Genomic DNA, 19644 nt, shown 5'->3' on the forward strand with positions numbered 1-19644 from the left:
GGCCTTACGTGGTCGAAGCCCGGTGGCGGGCTAGGTCCTCGTCACCACTGCCCGAGCTGGCACTGCAGGTTGTAGGGAGCGTCCTGCTGCACGGCCACCTGACCGTCGACGGTGATGTCGCAGTGCGGGTTCGGCGCGGCGCGGCCCCCGTGTGTGGTGCTGCTGACGGTCAAGATCGCCCACTGAGGATCCGCGAGCGTGGTCTCGAACACCCACGGCACACCCGCTGCCAGGGTGATCTCTTCCCTCTTCAGGTACGCGTACGAATCGGCGTTGTACGCCGCCTTGTCCGCCGGTTGATTCACCAGGTAGAAGAGGTCGAAGTCCGCGCCGCCCGCCGAGGTGAGCGTGTAGACCACCTTGTGACCGGCCGGCTCGGCCCCGGCCGTGGCCTGACTGGACGCCACGCCTGCGGACGCCACCAGCGCCGCTACTCCGAGTGCCGCCCCGATCTTGCTTGTCGCTGTTCGCATGATCGTCACATCGCCGAACGGTACCGGATCGTTACCTCGCCCTTCCCTCCGCCGCGAGCGTGCGTGTTTGAGGCCGACACGCCGCGCCGTGATCGGAGGTCACGCACGCTCGCGACTCCCTCTAGAGCTCGAGGAGCACCGTCACCGGACCGTCGTTGACGAGTTCAACGACCATGTCGGCGCCGAACACGCCCGTCTCCACGTGCGCCCCGAGGTGACGCAACGCATCGCCGAAGGCCGTCACCAGCGGCTCGGCGACGGCCCGCGGCGCGGCAGCGTTCAACGACGGTCGGCGACCCTTGACGGTGTTGGCGTAGAGCGTGAACTGGCTCACCACCAGTACGGGGGCGTGGACGTCGGCGGCCGAGCGTTCGTCGTCGAGGATCCGCAGCTGCCACAGCTTCTCGGCCATTCGCCGGGCGGTATCCGCATCGTCATCGTGAGTGACGCCGACGAGCGCCAAGAGTCCCTGACCGTCGGGACGAATTTCACCGACCACGGCACCGTCCACCACGACTCGGGCCGACGTCACCCGCTGCACCAGTACCCGCATGCGCGCCGATGTTGCCATGTGCCTTGACCACCGTGGCAGACTCCCGGGCATGACGGCAGCTGCCGAACCACGCATCGTCGCCGAGCTCGGCGGCTTGGTGGTGGCCGAGCACGGGCCGCTGGTCGTGCTCGTCGATCGTGGCACCGGGCCGTTGGCGATAATCGCATTCGTAATGGCTTTGCAGGCGTTGGTCTTTGGCGGTTTCGGCGCGGTTGCCATGATGTCCCCGGCGACCATGCCGTGGTGGCTGAGCACCATCTTCCTGCTCGTCGGCATCGCCTTGGCCGCCGTCGCCTTGGTCGTGGTCGGCCGGATCCGCAACGCAAGGACGCGGCCGCTGAGCGGTTACCAACCCGTGGCGGTGTTCGACCGTGCCCGCCGGATGTACGTCGATGCCGAGGGCGTCGTCGTGGCGCCGCTCGACCAGGTCAGGTTCCACACCCGCACGCAACTCGCCTCGAGTTCGCCGGCGCTGGTGGCCGTCACCCCGAACGGCGCCCGAGTCCTCAAGCGCGGCAACCCGTTCAACGGCGGGATCGGGAATCTGGAGACCGTGCTGACGGCGGTGGTGTTCGGCTGGCCGCGTTGAGCATCATCACCGCGAGCGTGCGTGCACTCGGGTTGCGGCGCGGCGTGTCGCCCGCCAACACGCACGCTCGCGCAGGGGTAGGTGAAACCCGCGGCTAGATCCCCGCCAAGGACACGCTGATCGACTCCCATTAGGTCAGGCGGGAGAGAACGTCGGCTACGACGGCGTCGCCGGCGACGTCGACCTGCTCTCCCGTCCCAAGTTCCTTGACACCGACGGTGCCCGCCTCGACGTCACGGTCACCCGCCACCAAGGCGAGCCGTGCGCCGGACCGATCAGCCGCCCGGATGGCGCCCTTCAGTCCACGATCCCCGTAGGCGAGGTCGACGCGAACGCCAGAAGCCCGCAACTCGCCCGCCAGCTTCGCCAACACCAGCTTCGCCGCATCACCGAGTGGCACGCAGTACACGTCGACGCGTGAGGTCTCCCCGACGGTCTTGCCCTCGGCCTTGAGTGCCAGCACCGTGCGGTCGACGCCGAGGCCGAAGCCGATGCCCGACAGATCCTGACCGCCAAGCTGCTTCATCAAGCCGTCGTAGCGGCCACCGCCACCAATGCCCGACTGCGCTCCCAGCCCGTCGTGGACGAACTCGAACGTCGTCTTGGTGTAATAGTCCAACCCGCGCACCATCCGCGGATTGATCACGTACGGCACCCCGAGCGTGTCCAGATGCGTCAACACGGTGTCGAAGTGCTGCTTGGCCACATCGGACAGGTGGTCGAGCATCAGGGGCGCGGCGGCCGTCATCTCGCGGACGTGCGGACGCTTGTCGTCGAGCACGCGCAGCGGGTTGATCTCGGCGCGACGACGGGTGTCCTCATCGAGGTCGAGGCCGAACAAGAACTCCTGCAACAACTCCCGGTACTGCAGTCGGCACGTGTCATCACCCAGCGAGGTGAGCTCGAGCCGGAACCCGTCCAACCCCAGCGAGCGGAAACCCGCGTCGGCGATGGCGATCACCTCGGCGTCCAACGCGGGATCGTCCACCCCGATCGCCTCGACGCCGACCTGCTGCAGCTGACGGTATCGACCTGCCTGCGGACGCTCGTAGCGGAAGAACGGGCCCGAGTAGCGCAGCTTCACCGGCAGCTGCCCACGGTCCAGACCGTGTTCGATCACGGCACGCACGACGCCCGCGGTGCCCTCCGGCCGCAGCGTCACCGACCGGTCACCGCGATCGGCGAACGTGTACATCTCCTTGCTGACGACGTCCGTCGACTCGCCCACGCCGCGCGCGAACAACGCGGTGTCCTCGAAGATCGGCAGTTCGACGTGGCCGTAGCCCGCGCGGCGCGCGGCATCCAGCAGTCCGTCACGGACCGCGACGAATTGCGCCGAGTCCGGCGGCAGGTAATCCGGGACGCCCTTGGGCGCCTGAAACTCACTCACTCAGAGTCCTTCGAGGAACGGGTTGGTGCGACGCTCGGCACCGATCGTGGACTTCGGGCCATGCCCAGGTAGTACCACGGTGTCGTCGTCGAGCACCAACAGTTTCGATACGATCGAGGTGAGCAGGTCGCGGCCGCTGCCGCCGAGCAGATCGGTGCGGCCGATCGACTGCTTGAACAACGTGTCGCCGGTGAAAGCCAGCTCCGACGTCCCTTCAGCCACCCTAAAGACCACCGAGCCCCTGGTGTGCCCAGGCGTGTGATCGACGGTGACGGTGATGCCACCCAACTCGATCTTGTCGCCGTCCCGGTCCAATTCGACGACCTGGCGCGGTTCGCGGAACATCGTCGACAGCGCCAGCTGGGCCAGCCGCGGCCCGTAACCCTTGATGGGGTCGGTGAGCATGACGCGATCCTCGGGATGGATGAAAGCCGGGCACCCGTAGGTGTCGGCGACCTTCTGGGCTGACCAGATGTGGTCGATGTGTCCGTGGGTCAGAAGGACGGCCGCCGGGGTCAGCCGGTTCTCGTCGAGGATCCGACGCAGCTGCGCCATCGCCCGCTGGCCGGGATCGACGACGATGGCGTCGGCGCCCTGCTTGGGGGCCAACACATAGCAGTTGCACTGCAGCATGCCGGCCGGAAACCCCGTGATGAACACGTCGACCAGTTTCCCACCCACCCTTCGCGTGGGTCGCGGCACCTCTTCTCAGCCATTGCTGGCACACTCGTTGCCGATCGACGAACACGAGGAGGACCACGCGGTGCCGACCAACGAACAGCGGCGAGAGACCGCCAAGCGCAAACTGGAACGGCAGCTGGAACGCCGCGCCGCTCAGGAGCGCAGGCGTCGTCTCTTCACCATCATCGGTTCCGTCGCTGGCGTGCTCCTGGTCATCGGCGCCGTCGTCGCGACCGTGATCCTGACCAACAAGGGCCCCGACACCAACGCGGCGGCCGAAACCCCCACCCCGACGACCGGCGCTGAACCGACTCAGCCCCCACCCGGCGGCGCAGCCCTCCCGCCGTTTGCCGCCCCGGCCGACCTCGGCGCGAACTGCGAGTACCCGGCGACGCCGGGTGAAGAGGCCAGCAAGAAGAACAACCCGCCCCGCACGGGCAAGGTGCCGACCGATCCCGCCGAGATCAGCGCCAGCATGACGACGTCCCAGGGCAACATCGGGCTGCAGCTCGACAACGCCAAGGCGCCGTGCACGGTCAACAGCTTCGCCAGCCTCGCGCAGCAGGGCTACTTCAACGACACGCCCTGCCACCGGCTGACCACGTCCCCGGGCCTCTCGGTCCTGCAGTGCGGCGATCCGACCGGACAGGGCACCGGCGGACCCGGCTACGGCTTCGTCAACGAGTACCCGACCAACCAGTACCAGCCCGACGACCCGGCCCTGCAGTCGCCCGTGGTGTACCCGCGCGGCACGCTGGCGATGGCCAACACCGGCGCACCCGGCTCCAACGGCAGCCAGTTCTTCCTGGTGTTCAAGGATTCGCAGCTGCCGCCGAACTACACCGCATTCGGCACGATCGACGCGACGGGTCTGGCCACCCTCGACAAGATCGCCGCAGGCGGAGTCGTTCCCGGTGAGCGCGGACCTGACGACGGAGCACCGACGACGCCGGTCCAGATCAAGTCGCTGCAGCTCGACTGACGTTGGACCGGGCCGACCTCCGTGACCATCCCGCCTCCGCCGCCGTACGGGGAGTTCCCGCCGACGCCGCCTCAACCGGGGGCTGACGCGGGCTTTCACGGCTACCCCTGGGGCGGACCGGGCGGGGTGCCGGGGTATCCGCCCTACCCGCCGCCGCAGAACACCAATGGCCTGGCCATCGCGTCGCTGGTCTGCGCGTTCCTGTTCTTCCCCCTGGGCATCGTTTTCGGCCACATGTCGTTGTCCCAGATCAGGAAGACCCGCGAGGGCGGCCACGGTCTCGCGATCGCCGGTCTGGTGATCAGCTACGTGGTGGCGGTGCTGACGGTTCTCGCGGTGGTCGGCACCTTCGTCTTCGCCGCGTTCGTCGTCCGCGTCGCCGAGGACTTCGAAGGGCGTTATCCGTCCACCGGCTCACCCGAGGTGACTGGCTCGCCGCTGCCGGCACCGCCGCTGCCGGCGTTCAAGCCGTCGGCCACCCTTGGCTCCAACTGTCAATACCCGGCCACGACCGAGGTGACCAGCAAGCCCGTCAATCCGCCTCGCACGGGCCGCGTCCCGACCACCCCCGACACCGTCGACGCCACGATCGTCACCAACGCGGGCGCGATCGGTCTGCGCCTCGACAACGGCAAGTCACCCTGCACCGTCAACAACTTCGTCAGCCTGGCTCAGCAGGGCTTCTTCGACGACACGCCGTGTCACCGGCTGACCACGTCCCCGACTCTCGGCGTGCTGCAGTGCGGCGACCCGACGGGTGACGGCACTGGCGGGCCCGGCTACCGATTCCCCAACGAGTACCCGACCAATCAGTACCGCCTCGCCGACCCGGCATTGGAGACGCCGGTGGTGTACCCGCGGGGCACTCTGGCGATGGCGAACGCCGGCCAAGGGACGAACGGCAGCCAGTTCTTCCTGGTCTACGCGGATTCACGACTACCGCCGACGTACACGGTGTTCGGCACCGTTGACGAGACGGGGCTGGCCGTCGTCGACGAGATCGCTGCAGGCGGCGTGCAGGGCGGCGCCGACGACGGCATGCCCAAGACCGGCGTGACGATCGAGTCGGTCCGGCTGGACTAGGAACGGGCGCGCGCCGTCACTTCCCGGTTCGCGCTTTCCACGATCGAGTCCAGGAGGCCGGGCACGGCCACGTCGACCTCGTCGACCCGCAGCCGCTGGTGGGTGTGCCCGTCGATCACCAGTCGCTCGGTGATGCCGGCCTCCCGCAGGGTCTTGAAGTGGTGCGTGGCCGTCGACTTGTTGATCCCGTCGTACAACAGCGCGCACGGCATGGGCGACCGGGTATTCATCAACCGTCGAACCATCTCCAGGCGGACGGGGTCAGCCAGCGCTACCAGCAGCTGCTGCACGCCGGCGACCGGAGTCGTCGGGAAGGCGGGATCCTGTGCATGCTCCCCGACCCGCGGTGGTGTCACGGTCGTGTTCTCCGTCACCGCCGGTTTGATGTTCATCCAACCGAGCGTACTCTCGGTCGGGTTCGACGTTCGTCGAACTGAACGTGGCGAGGAGGGCTCGTGGCAGCGGTCGCAACCGAGCGGCTCATCGACGAGACACAGCGCGGGGCCTACACCCTGTTGTTGGTCCTGAGCGGAGTCGCACTCGGCGTATCGGGACTGCCCGCGCCGCTCTACGGGATGTACGAGGAGCAGTGGCATCTCTCTCCTCTGGCCACCACCGTGGTCTTCGCTGTCTACGCCGTGGCCGCACTCGGCGCGGTGTTGGTGTCGGGCAGGATCTCCGACGTCGTCGGACGCAAACCGGTTCTGCTCGGCGCCTTGGTGGCGATGATCGTCGGACTGGGCGTGTTCATGGTCGCCGACAACATGGCGATGCTGATGGTCGCCCGGATCATTCACGGTGCAGCCGTCGGCTCGATCGTCGTGGCCGGCGCGGCGGCGCTGCTCGACCTGCGTCCCCACCACGGCGTCCGGTCCGGTCAACTCAGCGGCGTGAGCTTCAACATCGGGATGACGGTCGCGATCGTCGGCTCTGCGCTTCTTGCGCAGTACGCCCCGCATCCGATGCGTATGCCGTATGCGATCGTCGCGGTGATCTGCGCCCTCCTCGGCATTGGACTCGTCGCCTTGCGGGAGCCCCACGTGTCGCGAACCCGAGGTCCCATCCGCATCGCCAAGCCTGCGGTTCCTGCCGAGATTCGCGGTGACTTCTGGTTCGCCGCGCTCGGCGTGACGGCGTCGTGGTCGGTGTTTGGTGTGTTGCTCTCGCTCTACCCGTCGCTGGCCACCCAGCAGACGCACGTCCACAACCTGGTGTTCGGCGGGGCCGTGGTCGGGACGACGGCGTTCTCCGCCGCGATGGCCCAGCTCTTCTCGACGCGGGTGCCGGCCCGCCGGTCGGCGATCGTCGGCGACGTTGGCATGGCGCTCGCGCTCATCCTCACGGTGCCGGTGTTGGCAACGCACAGTTGGCCTTTGGTGCTCGCGGCCGCGGCCGTCCTCGGCGCGGCGTTCGGCCTGGGCTTCGGCGGCTCGTTACGGCACCTGTCGCACGTCGTCCCCTCCGACCGGCGCGGTGAGACGATGTCGGCCTTCTATCTCATCGCGTACGCGGCCATGGCGGTGCCCACCATCGTGGCTGGCTGGGCGGCAACGCGCTGGCCGCTCGGCGCGGTGTTCCCGTGGTTCGCCTACGCGGTGGCCGTCGCCTGCCTGATTGCCGCGGGCGTCGGCGCGATCACCACGCGCACCAAGTCCGCCTAACCCCTCTTCCGCGAGCGTGCGTGTCTGCGCACGACACGCCGATGGTGGATCCGAGTCTGCGCACGCTCGCCGCAGCTGCGGGTCGCCGATTGACGACGCGAGCGTGCGCAATGTCGGCCTCTGCGCCGCGTGTCGCGCCGCAGACACGCACGCTCGCGGAGTGGGGTGGGGTGAGTGGGGAGGTGGGGTGGGGCGCGTGGGGGCGAAAGCCTAGGCCGCGGACGTCACCCGGTACACGTCGTAGACGCCCTCGACGTTGCGCACCACGTTCAGCACGTGGCCGAGGTGCTTCGGGTCACCCATCTCGAAGGTGAAACGACTGATCGCCACCCGATCGTTGGACGTCGCCACCGACGCCGACAGGATGTTGACCTTCTCGTCGGCCAGCACGCGCGTCACGTCGGACAGCAGTCGGTGCCGGTCGAGGGCCTCCACCTGAATCGCGACGAGGAACACCGACGACGAGGATGGCGCCCACTTGACGTCGATGATGCGTTCCGACTGTTGCTGCAGCGACGTCGCATTGGTGCAGTCGGTGCGGTGCACGCTGACCCCACCACCACGCGTGACGAAGCCCATGATGTTGTCACCGGGCACCGGCGTGCAGCACTTGGCCAGCTTGGTCAGGACACCCGGCGCGCCGGGCACCGCGACACCTACGTCGTCACTGGTGCGCTGACGCACCGGCATCGTCGCTGGTGTCGACCGCTCGGCGATCTCGTCCTCGGCCTCGTCGTCTCCGCCGAGTTGGGCGACCAACCGCTGGACGACGTGACGCGCCGAGACGTGCCCCTCGCCGACCGCGGTATAGAGCGACGACACGTCGACGTAGCGCAACTCTCGCGCCAACGCGGCCATCGACTCACCATTCATCACGCGCTGCAACGGAATTCCGCCACGACGGACCTCGCGGGCGATCGAGTCCTTGCCCGACTCGAGCGCTTCCTCGCGCCGCTCCTTCGCGAACCACTGCCGGATCTTGGCCTTGGCCCGCGGGGACACGACGAACGTCTGCCAGTCCCGTGACGGGCCCGCATTCAACGCCTTCGAGGTGAAGACCTCCACCACTTCGCCGTTCTCGAGTTTGCGTTCCAGCGCCACCAGTCGCCCGTTGACGCGTGCCCCGATACAGCGGTGGCCGACCTCCGTGTGCACGGCGTAGGCGAAGTCCACCGGGCACGACCCCGTCGGCAGCGTGATGACGTCACCCTTGGGCGTGAAGACGAAGATCTCCTGCACGGCGAGGTCGTAGCGGAGCGACTCGAGGAACTCGCCGGGGTCCGCGGCTTCCCGCTGCCAGTCGAGGAGCTGACGCATCCACGCCATGTCGTCGAGCTCGGCGGCGGCGTTGTTGGCCGGAATTCCGTTGCGGCCCTTGGCTTCCTTGTAACGCCAGTGCGCGGCGATGCCGTACTCGGCGGTGCGGTGCATGTCGCGGGTGCGGATCTGCACCTCCAGCGGCTTGCCCTCGGGTCCGACGACGGTGGTGTGCAGCGACTGGTACACGCCGTACCTCGGCTGGGCGATGTAGTCCTTGAACCGGCCCGCCATCGGCTGCCACAGCGAGTGCACCGCGCCGACGGCCGCGTAGCAGTCCCGGATCTCGTCGCACAGAATGCGGACGCCGACCAGGTCGTGGATCTCGTCGAAGTCGCGGCCCTTGACGATCATCTTCTGGTATATCGACCAGTAGTGTTTCGGCCTGCCCTCGACGGTCGCATTGATCTTCGAGGAGGTGACGGTGTTGGCGATCTCGGCGCGCACCTTGGCCAGGTAGGTATCCCGCGACGGCGCGCGGTCGGCGACCAGTCGCACGATCTCTTCGTACTTCTTCGGATGCAGGATGGCGAACGACAGGTCCTCGAGCTCCCACTTGACCGTCGCCATGCCCAGCCGGTGGGCAAGTGGGGCAATGACTTCCAGCGTCTCGCGAGCCTTGCGCGCCTGCTTCTCCGGCGGCAGGAAGCGCATGGTGCGCATGTTGTGAAGCCGGTCCGCCACCTTGATGACGAGCACCCGGGGATCGCGCGCCATCGCGATGATCATCTTGCGTATGGTCTCGCCCTCGGCGGCGTTGCCCAGAACCACCTTGTCGAGCTTGGTGACGCCGTCCACCAGATGGCCGACCTCGACGCCGAAGTCGTTGGTGAGCGCCTCCAGCGTGTAGCCGGTGTCCTCCACCGTGTCGTGCAGGAGCGCGGCGACGAGTGTCGTGGTGTCCATGCCGAGTTCGGCGAGGATGTTGGCCACCGCCAACGGATGGGTGATGTAGGGGTCACCGGAACGGCGCAACTGCTCGGCGTGACGCTGCTCGGCCACCTCGTAGGCGCGCTGCAGGAGTGTCAGGTCGGCCTTCGGATAGACCTCTCTGTGGACCGCCACCAGCGGCTCGAGGACCGGGTTCACCGCGCTGCGCTGTGACGTCATCCGCCGTGCAAGCCGCGCCCGCACCCGTCGGGACGCGCTCGACGAGCTCTTGGTGCTCTCGGGTGCCACCGCGTCAGGGGTGATGACCGGCATCGGCTGCGTTTGCGTCAACGCCTGATCGTCCGCCACCGTGCTCACCTCCTGACCCGCTCGGACACACTCAGCTGAGGATATCCCTCACACCACGTACAGGCTGGTGACCGCCAAGTCCGTTAGCTTTGCCCGTCCACCCAGCGCCGCCAGTTCCAGGACGACCGCGGAACCCGTGACCGTCGCGCCGCCGGTCCTGAGCAACTTGGCCGCAGCCTCCAACGTCCCTCCGGTGGCCAGCACGTCGTCGATCAGCAGAACGCGCAGCCCGGCCAATTCCATTCCGTCTGCCGGGATCTCCAGCGTCGCCGTGCCGTACTCCAGGGCGTAGGTCTCACCGTGCACCGGGGGCGGCAGCTTGCCTCCCTTGCGCACCGCCAGCACGCCCGTGCCGAGCCGCGTCGCGACGGCTGCCCCCAGCAGGAAGCCGCGCGCATCGATGCCCGCGACCAGATCCACATCCTCGGCGACGGCGGCCAGCGCGTCGGTCATTGCCGCGAGTCCCCGCGCGTCGGCGAGCACCGGGGTGAGGTCCTTGAACTGGATTCCCGGTTCCGGGAAGTCGGGCACCTCGCGCATCAGCGATTCGATCAGCGCGGCTACGTCGGGCGGTTCCCCCTGGTCGTTGCGCGTCATCGAGCCAGCGCCCAACGGTCCATGTTCCAACCTGCACCCCAACGCGTCGGATTGCTGCTCACGGCAGTCATCTTCGTCGACACGAGGAGAGTTCGCTGCTGGCGGTAGAGCGGAAGGGTGGGCATGTCGCCCCACAGTACGGGTGCACCCTCCCCCAGCAACCGGGCCAGCTCCTTCGGGTCCGCCGTCACCGCCAGTGCTCCGATGACACCGTCGACCTGTTCGTTCGCATAGCCGGACAGGTTGTTCCCGTTGCCGCTGTACAGGTCATAGGCATCCATCGCCGACGATCCCGTCGATCCGCTGCCCGCCGCCCCGCCGGTGCTCGCGAGAAGCACGTCGATCTGGTTGTCGCGCAACGTCTGTGGGCCGACCGTATCCGACGACGCATCCTGAACCGTGATGCCCGCCGGTTCGCACGCCCGGACGATCGTGCCTACGGTGGCGGCCAAGCGCGCGTTGGGGCTCTGGTACCCGATGCGGACGGTCAGCGGATTCCCTCCGAGGGCGTCACGCGCCGCCACCGGGTTGGACGTACTGAACTGGCCGCCTTCGGCCGGGCTCTCGGCGGCCGTGATCGAATCCTCGCCCGTGGGGTTCAGTCGACTGTTCGCGATCGGCACCTCCGCGTTCTGCGCGATCTGGTCTCGCGGCGTGCACAGCGCCAGGGCGCGTCGGGCTGCCGGGTTCAGCAGCGGCCCGCTGGGCGCGAAGATGAGTTGTTCGATGCCGGCTGACGGGCTGTCGGACCGGACGTAGTCGTCGGGAAGGCTCAACGTTCCCGACGAACCCGCCGCCACGTCGACGACGTCGTAGTCACCTGCATTCACGCGTTCCTGGACGTCCGCGCCGCGCGGCCACACCGTGATCTTCCCGGTAACCGGCTTGGCACCCCACCACTTGTCGTTGGCCACCAGCACGACGGCGCCGTCCTCGCTCACCGAGCTCAGCTTGTAGGGCCCCGACGACGGGAACCGCTTCAGATCCAGATCCGGGGTCAGGCTCCACATGGTGTTCCACAGTTGCGCGATGCGACTGATCGTCGGCAGGTCACCCGCCTGCAGGGCGGCGGTGACGGCGCCGTCGCCTGCGGCGATCTCGTCGGCGATCACGTGCGACGGCATCAGCGTCGTCGCGGCGAACAACTGCCCGAAGTCGACGAATCCGCGGTCCTGGGCGAACGACACGCGAGCCTTCTTCCGCCCCGGCGCACAGTCGACGCTTGCCACGTCGCCGTAGCCCGCCCGGCTGGCGGCGTCGAATCCCGGGAATCGGCCCGACTGTGCGGCCCACGCGAGAACCATGTCGTCACACGTGACCGGTTTGCCGTCCGAGTACACGGCGTTGTCGCTGATCTGGTAGTCGAGGACCAGGGGCGCACGGCCCACCACGGAGATGGTGCCGAAGTCACGGTCGCCGATGACCTGCCCCTCGGGACCGTGGTAGTTGAAGCCCGTCAGCACACGGGCGAAGGCCTGCGGACCGGCCGAGGCGGCGCCCGCCACGGTGCTGGTGTTGTAGGTGACCAGCGTCCCGTCGACGGCGTAGTCGATCTCGTCGGCAGGCCCGCCCGCGCACGCGGACAGACCGAGAACGCCGACCAGAGAGATCACGGCCGCGAGGATGGCGGCCCGCCGGGGTCGGGCAATCATCGAGGCTTACCGCCTGGTGTTCCGCTTACCCGACGGCCTACCGGTGGGACGGACCGGCTTCGCACCCGGCGCCGGCTTCTCCGGGGCCGGGGTGGCCGCAACCGACACCTTCTCCGGCTCGGCATCGGAGTCGGTCAGCGAGTGCTTCGCCGTGTCCGATCCGGAGTTCGCGGCCTTCGCCGACGAACCCTTGCGCCGGTTGTTGACGCGACGGGTATGGGTGCGCACCAGCTCGGTTCGCTCCCGCATGGCGACCAGCAGGGGCGTGGCGAAGAAGATCGACGAATAGGTGCCGACGATGACGCCGACGAGCTGCACCAGAGCGAGATCCTGCAGCTTGCCCACGCCGAGCAGCCATACCGCGACGACGATGAGCGCGATGATCGGCAGCACCGAGATCAAGCTGGTGTTGATGGATCGCATGAACGTCTGGTTGATCGCTAGGTTGGCCTGTTCGGCGAACGTCCTGCGCGTGGTGTGTTCGAACCCGTGCACGTTCTCCTCGACCTTGTCGAACACGATGACCGTGTCGTAGAGCGAGAAGCCCAGAATCGTCAGCAGACCGATCACCGTGGCCGGCGTGACCTCGAACCCGACGAGGGAGTACACCCCCGCCGTGGTCAACAGGTCGAAGACCAGCGCAGCCAGTGCTGCGGCGGCCATGTACCGCTCGTACCGCACCGCGATGTACGCCGAAACGAGCACCAGGAAGACCACCAGGGCGATGAGCGCCTTCTGGGTGATCTGGCCGCCCCACGTCTCCGACACCGCCGAGTCGCTGACGGCCGACTTGCTCGGCTGGCCGTCCGCGCCCTTGGGCTGGAACGAGTCGAACAGCGCCGTCCGCAGTTTCTCGGTGTCGGGGTTGCTCAGTGTCTCGGAGCGGATCTGGATGGTGGCCGAGCCGCCGTTGCCGACCTGCACCACCGCTTCGGGGGCCCGGCCGAGCGTCTTGGAGAAGACGTCCTCGACCTGCTGGGTCGTCACCTGGCCCTGCGCACCCGCCGCGGGCATCGACACCTTGGTGCCGCCCTCGAAGTCGATGCCGAAGGTGAAGCCGCGCAACAGGATGCTGGCGAGCGCGATTACGACGATCGCACCGCTGATGCCGAACCAGAACTTGCGCTTGCCGACGACGTCGAAGGCGCCGGTGCCCGTGTAGAGCCGAATGAAGAAGCCGTGCTGCGGCGCCCCAGCGCTCGAGGTGCCCAGCTCCTCGGCGGTCGAGGCGTCGTCGAGTTCGACTGCCTGACCCTCGTCGGTCACGTCGTCGACGTCGTCCGTGGACTCGTGCTTGGCCATCGCGCTACCTCCCTACCGCTGACGAAGCGGCGGCTCGGCGTTCGCGCGCGATCTGCTGCACCGCGCCGAGCCCGTTGAATGCCGGCTTGGACAACATCGCCGACTTGGACGCCAGGTACACCAGTGGCCACGTCACCAGGAACACCACGACCACGTCGAGGACGGTGGTCAAACCCAGGGTGAATGCGAAGCCCTTGACCTGTCCGATGGCGAGGACGTACAGCACCGCGGCAGCCAGGAAGCTGACCGCGTTGCCGGACAGGATCGTCTTGCGCGCCCGTGCCCAGCCCCGCGGAACGGCCGACCGGAACGAGCGTCCCTCGCGAATCTCGTCCTTGATGCGTTCGAAGAACACCACGAACGAGTCCGCCGTGGTGCCGATGCCGATGATCAGACCGGCGATGCCCGCCAGGTCGAGCGTGTAGCCGATGTACCTGCCGAGCAGGACCAGAATCGCGAAGACCATCGCACCCGAGGCAACCAGCGACAGCGCCGTCAGCAGGCCCAGCACGCGGTAGTAGAGCAGTGAGTACACCAGCACCAGGGCGAGGCCGATCGCGCCTGCGATCAGACCGGCCCGCAGCGACGTCAAACCGAGTGTGGCCGAGACGGTTTCGGCCTCGGACGACTCGAATGACAACGGCAGTGAGCCGTACTTCAGCACGTTGGCGAGTTCGCGGGCCGAATCCTGGGTGAACTGACCCGTGATCTGTGTGCGGCCGCCGGGGATCGCCTCGTTGATCTGCGGGGCGCTGACCACCTGCGAGTCGAGGGTGAACGCCGTCTGGGTGCCGACGTTGGCGGCGGTGTAGTTCGCCCAGATGTCGGCGCCCTCGCTCTTGAACTGCAGGTCGACGACGTACTCGCCGCGCTGCTGATCAAGGCCCGAGGAGGCACTTTCGATCTGCTCACCGCTGATGATCGACTTGTCGAGCAGATACACCTGCTGGTGATCCTGCGAGCAGGTCACCAGAGGCAGGTTCGGATCGTCGTTGCCGGCCAGGACGTCTTCGTCGTTGCAACGGGTGGCCTGGAACTGCAGGGCCAGCAGTTGGATCTGCTGATCTGCGCTCTGCCGGAGCGCCTTCTCATCCGAGATGCGCTGAGCCAGATTGGCCTGCGGCTTGGGCGGTGCGGGCGGCCCTGGTGCGGGCGTGGGGGCCGGTGCGGGCGTGGGGGCTGGCTCCTCGGGGTAGGGCCGTGGCTGGGGAGCCGGTGCACCCGGAGCAGGCGCCCCGGAGTCGGGCGGCACGATCGGCGCGTCGGGCGCGGCGGGCGCGATGAGCGGCGGCATGCCAGGCATTCCGGGTGGTGCACCTGGCATTCCGGGTGGTGCGCCGGCGGGCGCCTGACCCGCGGGCGGTTGCTGGCCCGCCGCCGGGATGGCGTGGATCACGGGCCGGATGTATAGCCGCGCCGTCTGCCCGAGGTTGCGTGCCTCGTTGCCATCGTTGCCGGGCACGGTGATGACGAGGTTGTCGCCGTCGACGACGACTTCCGAGCCGGACACCCCGAGTCCGTCGACACGGGAGCTGATGATCTCCTGCGCCTGGGCCAGGGATTCACGCGTCGGAGGCGAACCGTCCGGGGTGCGGGCGGTGAGGGTTACGCGGGTGCCGCCCTGCAGGTCGATACCCAGCTTGGGCTTGGCTTGCTTGTCTCCGGTCAGGAACATCAGCAGGTAAGTACCGATGAGTAGGACCAGAAAAAGCGTCAGGTAGCGGTAGGGATGCACCGGCGCCGAAGGCGATGCCACGTTCTTGGTTCTCCTCAGATCGGTACGTCAACCCGCAAAGAGTACGTGGTTGCGTTGGGTGCTCAGCCGTCAGTCTTTGGTGAGCCGGTCTGGGTCGGACTTCACCTCGGTCCCGGCGCCGGGCCGGTCGAGTTCCTGCGCCGTCGACTCCTCGATGGCGCCATCGTCGTCGTCCTCGTATTCGTCGTCATCGAAGTCATCGTCGTCGACCATGGTCTTTTCCTTGACCGCCAGCTTCAGCATGGTGACGACGACGCCCGGGGCGAGCTCGACGTCGACCTTCGAGTCGGAGACGTCGGTGATGGTCCCGAAGAGGCCGGCCGTGGTCATGATCTCGTCGCCGACGGCCAGCGAATCGTGCAGGTTGATCGTCGCCTGCATGGCCTTCTTCTGCCGGCGCGACGCGAAGAACATGAACGCGCCCATGATGACGAGCAGTGGTACGAAGATGGCGAGATCCATGGCAGCTCTGACTTTCGTATCGATATTTCGGTCATGGCGCCCCGGGACGGATGCGGTCACGCGGGGGCCTCGTCTTGGACCAGTGTGCCATCACTGCGGCGGGTCGCCGACCGGCCCTATCTCGAAGTCGTGGCCCTTGGCGTCCCAAATTGCCTGCTTGCGTAGCCGTCGACGTCGAGACTGAAGACCGTGGCGTCGGTTCCGTCGAGCCGCCGCGACCGAAAGCGTAGGAGAACTCGCCCTGCAACGCCGCAATCCGCCGTCGGAGGCCGAACATACCGACGTTAACGGTCGCGTCGTCCGCCACGGCGACTAGGCTCCGAGGGGACGTAACGCCGTCCTCTCCCCTGGCATTGCCACCCTTCGCAGGAGTCATGACGTGAGCACCATCGAACTCAGCACCATCGAACAGAGCCGCCACCTCGCCACCGCGATCCCCGGCCCGAAGTCGTCCGCATTGATCGCGCGCAAGGCCGGTGCGGTCGCACGCGGTGTCGGCAACACGATGCAGGTGTACGCGGCACGCGCAGGTGGCGGCATCGTCGAAGACGTCGACGGCAACCGACTCATCGACCTGGGCTCTGGAATCGCGGTGACCACGATCGGCAACGCCTCTCCGCGGGTGGTCGACGCCGTCGCCGCCCAGGCTGCGCAGTTCACCCATACCTGCTTCATGGTCACCCCCTACGAGGGTTACGTGGCGGTGTGCGAGCACCTGAACCGGCTGACCCCCGTTCCGGGCGAGACTCGCTCTGCTCTATTCAACTCGGGTTCCGAGGCCGTCGAGAACGCCATCAAGATAGCGCGCACCTACACCCGCAAGCAGGCGGTCGTCGCGTTCGACCACGCATACCACGGTCGCACCAACCTCACGATGGCCCTGACCGCCAAGTCGATGCCCTACAAGCACGGCTTCGGACCGTTTGCCCCCGAGATATATCGCGCACCCATGTCCTACCCGTTCCGCGACGCGGAGTTCGGCAAGGAACTCGCCACCGACGGGGAACTGGCCGCCAAGCGGGCGCTCAGCGTGATCGACAAGCAGGTGGGCGCCGACAATCTGGCCGCGGTCATCATCGAACCGGTCCAGGGCGAGGGTGGCTTCATCGTTCCCGCCGAGGGCTTCCTGCCGACCCTGCTCGACTGGTGCAGGAAGAACGACGTGATCTTCATCGCCGACGAGGTGCAGTCCGGATTCGCCCGCACCGGTGCGATGTTCGCCTGCGAGCACGACGGCATCGAGCCGGACCTCATCGTCACCGCCAAGGGCATCGCCGACGGACTGCCGCTGGCGGGCGTGACGGGCCGCGCCGAGATCATGGACGCCCCCCACGTGGGCGGCCTCGGTGGCACGTACGGCGGGAATCCGATCGCCTGCGCCGCCGCGCTGGCGACCATCGAGACCATCGAGACCGACGGGATGGTGGCTCGGGCCCGCGAGATCGAGACGTTCATGAAGGAACGCCTGGGCCGCATGCAGGCCGACGACGACCGCATCGGCGACGTCCGTGGCCGCGGCGCGATGATCGCCATCGAACTCGTCAAGCCCGGCACCACCGAACCCGACGCCGACCTGACCAAGGCGCTGTGCGCGGGCGCTCACGCCGCGGGCGTGATCGTGTTGTCCTGCGGCACCTTTGGGAACGTGCTGCGCTTCCTTCCGCCACTGACCATCAGCGACGAGTTGCTCGAGGAAGGCCTCGACGTCCTCGCCCTCGTCCTCAAGGACCTCTGACCGTGACGACCGTCAAGAACTTCATCGGCGGCGAACTGGTCGACTCGGTGAGTGGCGCGACGATGGCCTTGGTCGACCCCACCACCGGTGAGCGGTACGGCACCGCGCCCGTGTCCAACGAACAAGACGTCGACAACGCCTACGCCGCCGCGGCCAAGGCGTTCAAGGATTGGAAGCGCACCACGCCGTCTGTCCGCCAGAAGGCTCTGCTCGACTTCGCCGACGAAGTGGAGAAGGCAGCCGACGAACTGGTGGCCGCCGAGGGCCGCAACACCGGCAAGCCGAACCACGTCACCATGGCCGAGGAGATCCCGCCGATGGTGGACCAGATCCGGTTCTTCGCCGGTGCCGCAAGGGTTCTCGAGGGTAAGTCGGCCGGCGAGTACATGGAGAACCACACGTCGTGGATCCGCCGCGAACCGGTCGGCGTCGTCGGCCAGGTGGCCCCGTGGAACTACCCAATGATGATGGCGATCTGGAAGTTCTGTCCCGCCGTCGCCGCGGGCAACGCCGTCGTCATCAAACCCAGCGACACGACGCCCGTGACCACGGTCATGCTCGCCGAACTGGCGGCCAAGCACTTTCCGCCCGGCGTGCTCAACGTCGTCACCGGCGACCGGGTGACCGGTGTGTCCGTGGTGGCACATCCCACGCCTCAGATGGTGTCGATCACCGGATCGGTGGCCGCAGGCCGCGCGGTCGCCGTCAGCGCGGGCGGACACCTCAAGCGCACCCACCTCGAACTGGGCGGCAAGGCCCCGGTCATCGTGTTCGGTGACGCCGACATCGCTGCAACAGCCGAAGGCATCGCCACCGCCGGATACTTCAACGCCGGGCAGGACTGCACGGCGGCCACCAGGGTGCTCGCGCATGCATCGGTGGTGGACGAACTCACGGCCGCCCTGGCCGAGCAGGCCAAGGGCGCGCAGACGACGTTCGGCAGGGCCGCCGACGACGAAGATGCCTGGGTGCCGCCGGTGAACAACGTCGATCAGATGGACCGGGTGCTCGGCTACTTCGACGACGTCCCCGACCACGCCACCATTGCCGCCGGCGGACATCGGCAGGGCGACAAGGGCTTCTACGTGGAACCCACCGTCATCGGCGGCTTGCGGCAGCACGACCGGCTGATCCAAACCGAGGTCTTCGGGCCGGTCATCACGGTGCAGTCCTTCACCGACGAGGACGACGCGCTCGAAAAGGCCAACGGGGTGGAGTTCGCCCTCGCCTCATCGGTCTGGACGAAGGACGTCTCGACCGCCGTCCGGGTGTCCAACGCACTGGACTTCGGCTGCGTGTGGATCAACACGCACATCCCGCTCGTCGCCGAGATGCCGCACGGCGGCTTCAAGTCCTCGGGCCACGGCAAGGACCTGTCGATGTACGGCCTCGAGGACTACACGCGCATCAAGCACGTGATGGTCTACACGGGATAGGGACGTTTCGAGCTGGTCTACTGACCGACCGGGGTGGTCTTGTTCCGACGCCCGGGGAGCCGATTGCGCCAGGAACGCCGCGGACGCTCCGTCACCATGGTGCGATTCCCGTCCTCCTGGACCGGCGTCGACCCGGTGAGGGGACCGCTGGGCACCGTCGACCGCTCGTCGACTTCGTCACCGTGTCGGGCCGCCACCGTGCGGTGGGCGTAGTCGACGTCGCGCACGCTACGGACCGACAGCCGACCCAGTGCCATCGCTCCGAAGAACACGATCAGCGCGCCGAGTCCGTGAAAGTAGGTGAGTTCCAGCCACGCGGCCTTGGTTTCGCTCTCCGCGACCGGTCGACCGATCTCCCCAATGGTCAGCGTGGTGGCCATGACGCGACCGATGACGAACCACGCGCCGGCGACGACGCTGAGCCATCCGCCCAGCATTGCCGTCGCGCGGTTGCGGGAACGCACCAGAAGGAATCCGCCGACCACCGCTACGACCCCCGGCAATACCTCCAACCAGCCGCGGGCTGCGCTCCACGCCGAACCCTGATCGGCGTCGTACGCGAAGTCGAACGCCGGTCCCAGGAACGGGACGAGTGCACCCCACAACCCCAGCAGGATCACCAGTAATCCACTGGCGGCACCACGACTGCGCGCAATGCGCAACCTTCCGCCCTCTACGCGTTCACCTGACACGGCTTGAGTCATGATGCCTCCTAAGTTTGGGGAGTGAGTACCCA

18 protein-coding genes are annotated in these 19644 nt (G+C 67.6%); 6 read left to right on the plus strand and 12 right to left on the minus strand.

The window, feature by feature from the left end:
* Positions 1-41: 41 nt before the first annotated feature.
* On the minus strand, positions 42-473 hold the full coding sequence (locus VET27_RS09725) for an Rv2576c family protein (RefSeq protein ID WP_526517463.1): 432 nt from the start codon (positions 471-473) through the stop codon (positions 42-44).
* Between the two features lie 121 nt (positions 474-594).
* Entirely contained in the window at positions 595-1026 is a 432-nt protein-coding gene (gene dtd / locus VET27_RS09730; protein WP_526517548.1) for a D-aminoacyl-tRNA deacylase, read from the minus strand.
* Positions 1027-1075: 49 nt separating this feature from the next.
* On the opposite strand from dtd, the gene VET27_RS09735 reads away from it, so the two are divergent.
* The gene (locus tag VET27_RS09735) at positions 1076-1615 is read left to right on the plus strand and encodes a hypothetical protein (RefSeq protein WP_526517465.1); all 540 of its coding nucleotides are present in this window, start codon (positions 1076-1078) and stop codon (positions 1613-1615) included.
* A 130-nt stretch (positions 1616-1745) separates the two neighbouring features.
* On the opposite strand, the gene hisS is transcribed toward VET27_RS09735, so the two are convergent.
* Both hisS and VET27_RS09745 read right to left on the minus strand, forming a co-directional pair.
* Entirely contained in the window at positions 1746-3005 is a 1260-nt protein-coding gene (hisS, locus tag VET27_RS09740; protein WP_526517467.1) for a histidine--tRNA ligase, read from the minus strand.
* Positions 3006-3665, minus strand: coding sequence for an MBL fold metallo-hydrolase (locus VET27_RS09745; RefSeq protein WP_526517550.1), 660 nt, complete (start codon positions 3663-3665; stop codon positions 3006-3008). It abuts the gene before it with no gap.
* A 103-nt stretch (positions 3666-3768) separates the two neighbouring features.
* Between VET27_RS09745 and VET27_RS09750 the strand changes: the two genes are divergently transcribed.
* Together VET27_RS09750 and VET27_RS09755 are read left to right on the plus strand one after the other, a co-directional pair.
* Positions 3769-4668, plus strand: a complete 900-nt coding sequence (locus tag VET27_RS09750; RefSeq protein WP_526517552.1) for a peptidylprolyl isomerase — start codon at positions 3769-3771, stop codon at positions 4666-4668.
* A 27-nt stretch (positions 4669-4695) separates the two neighbouring features.
* Positions 4696-5751 carry a peptidylprolyl isomerase gene (locus VET27_RS09755; RefSeq protein WP_526517554.1) on the plus strand — a complete coding sequence of 352 codons (1056 nt, stop codon included), beginning with the start codon at positions 4696-4698 and terminating at the stop codon, positions 5749-5751.
* Here the strand turns inward: VET27_RS09755 and VET27_RS09760 are convergent.
* Positions 5748-6143: an ArsR/SmtB family transcription factor gene (locus VET27_RS09760; protein ID WP_526517469.1), complete on the minus strand. Its 396-nt coding sequence runs from the start codon at positions 6141-6143 to the stop codon at positions 5748-5750. The genes VET27_RS09755 and VET27_RS09760 overlap by 4 nt on opposite strands.
* Positions 6144-6206: 63 nt before the next feature.
* On the opposite strand from VET27_RS09760, the gene VET27_RS09765 reads away from it, so the two are divergent.
* On the plus strand, positions 6207-7412 hold the full coding sequence (locus VET27_RS09765) for an MFS transporter (RefSeq protein WP_526517471.1): 1206 nt from the start codon (positions 6207-6209) through the stop codon (positions 7410-7412).
* Positions 7413-7622: 210 nt separating this feature from the next.
* Here the strand turns inward: VET27_RS09765 and VET27_RS09770 are convergent, their stop codons facing one another.
* The 6 genes from VET27_RS09770 to yajC all read right to left on the minus strand — a co-directional run bounded on the left by VET27_RS09770 (position 7623) and on the right by yajC (position 15737).
* Positions 7623-9932, minus strand: a complete 2310-nt coding sequence (locus VET27_RS09770; RefSeq protein WP_526517556.1) for a RelA/SpoT family protein — start codon at positions 9930-9932, stop codon at positions 7623-7625.
* An 84-nt stretch (positions 9933-10016) separates the two neighbouring features.
* Positions 10017-10565 (minus strand): adenine phosphoribosyltransferase, encoded by a 549-nt coding sequence (locus VET27_RS09775; RefSeq protein ID WP_526517473.1) that lies wholly within the window; start codon positions 10563-10565, stop codon positions 10017-10019.
* A complete protein-coding gene (locus VET27_RS09780) occupies positions 10562-12217 on the minus strand; it encodes an ABC transporter substrate-binding protein (protein WP_526517475.1) in 1656 nt (551 codons plus the stop codon). The genes VET27_RS09775 and VET27_RS09780 overlap by 4 nt, the downstream gene beginning before the upstream one ends.
* A gap of 6 nt (positions 12218-12223) precedes the next feature.
* Positions 12224-13519, minus strand: a complete 1296-nt coding sequence (gene secF / locus VET27_RS09785; protein WP_526517477.1) for a protein translocase subunit SecF — start codon at positions 13517-13519, stop codon at positions 12224-12226.
* 4 nt (positions 13520-13523) lie between these two features.
* On the minus strand, positions 13524-15275 hold the full coding sequence (gene secD / locus VET27_RS09790) for a protein translocase subunit SecD (RefSeq protein ID WP_526517479.1): 1752 nt from the start codon (positions 15273-15275) through the stop codon (positions 13524-13526).
* A 69-nt stretch (positions 15276-15344) separates the two neighbouring features.
* Positions 15345-15737, minus strand: a complete 393-nt coding sequence (yajC, locus tag VET27_RS09795) for a preprotein translocase subunit YajC (protein ID WP_526517481.1) — start codon at positions 15735-15737, stop codon at positions 15345-15347.
* Between the two features lie 388 nt (positions 15738-16125).
* On the opposite strand from yajC, the gene gabT reads away from it, so the two are divergent.
* On the plus strand, positions 16126-17472 hold the full coding sequence (gabT, locus tag VET27_RS09800) for a 4-aminobutyrate--2-oxoglutarate transaminase (RefSeq protein WP_526517558.1): 1347 nt from the start codon (positions 16126-16128) through the stop codon (positions 17470-17472).
* 2 nt (positions 17473-17474) lie between these two features.
* Positions 17475-18908 carry a gamma-aminobutyraldehyde dehydrogenase gene (locus VET27_RS09805; protein ID WP_526517483.1) on the plus strand — a complete coding sequence of 478 codons (1434 nt, stop codon included), beginning with the start codon at positions 17475-17477 and terminating at the stop codon, positions 18906-18908.
* Positions 18909-18925: 17 nt separating this feature from the next.
* On the opposite strand, the gene VET27_RS09810 is transcribed toward VET27_RS09805, so the two are convergent.
* Positions 18926-19612: a hypothetical protein gene (locus VET27_RS09810; RefSeq protein ID WP_526517485.1), complete on the minus strand. Its 687-nt coding sequence runs from the start codon at positions 19610-19612 to the stop codon at positions 18926-18928.
* Between the last annotated feature and the right edge of the window lie 32 nt (positions 19613-19644).

Origin of the sequence: Mycobacterium sp., assembly GCF_035633495.1 — a bacterium.
Classification (GTDB): Bacteria; Actinomycetota; Actinomycetes; order Mycobacteriales; family Mycobacteriaceae; genus Mycobacterium.

What these genes read in the sequence shown, in the direction of transcription:
- VET27_RS09725 (WP_526517463.1), bottom strand. Translation starts at nt 473, where the DNA reads ATGCGAACAGCGACAAGCAAGATCGGGGCGGCACTCGGAGTAGCGGCG.
- dtd (WP_526517548.1), bottom strand. Translation starts at nt 1,026, where the DNA reads ATGCGGGTACTGGTGCAGCGGGTGACGTCGGCCCGAGTCGTGGTGGAC.
- VET27_RS09735 (WP_526517465.1), top strand. Translation starts at nt 1,076, where the DNA reads ATGACGGCAGCTGCCGAACCACGCATCGTCGCCGAGCTCGGCGGCTTG.
- VET27_RS09760 (WP_526517469.1), bottom strand. Translation starts at nt 6,143, where the DNA reads ATGAACATCAAACCGGCGGTGACGGAGAACACGACCGTGACACCACCG.
- VET27_RS09770 (WP_526517556.1), bottom strand. Translation starts at nt 9,932, where the DNA reads ATGCCGGTCATCACCCCTGACGCGGTGGCACCCGAGAGCACCAAGAGC.
- VET27_RS09775 (WP_526517473.1), bottom strand. Translation starts at nt 10,565, where the DNA reads ATGACGCGCAACGACCAGGGGGAACCGCCCGACGTAGCCGCGCTGATC.
- VET27_RS09780 (WP_526517475.1), bottom strand. Translation starts at nt 12,217, where the DNA reads ATGATTGCCCGACCCCGGCGGGCCGCCATCCTCGCGGCCGTGATCTCT.
- secF (WP_526517477.1), bottom strand. Translation starts at nt 13,519, where the DNA reads ATGGCCAAGCACGAGTCCACGGACGACGTCGACGACGTGACCGACGAG.
- yajC (WP_526517481.1), bottom strand. Translation starts at nt 15,737, where the DNA reads ATGGATCTCGCCATCTTCGTACCACTGCTCGTCATCATGGGCGCGTTC.
- VET27_RS09810 (WP_526517485.1), bottom strand. Translation starts at nt 19,612, where the DNA reads ATGACTCAAGCCGTGTCAGGTGAACGCGTAGAGGGCGGAAGGTTGCGC.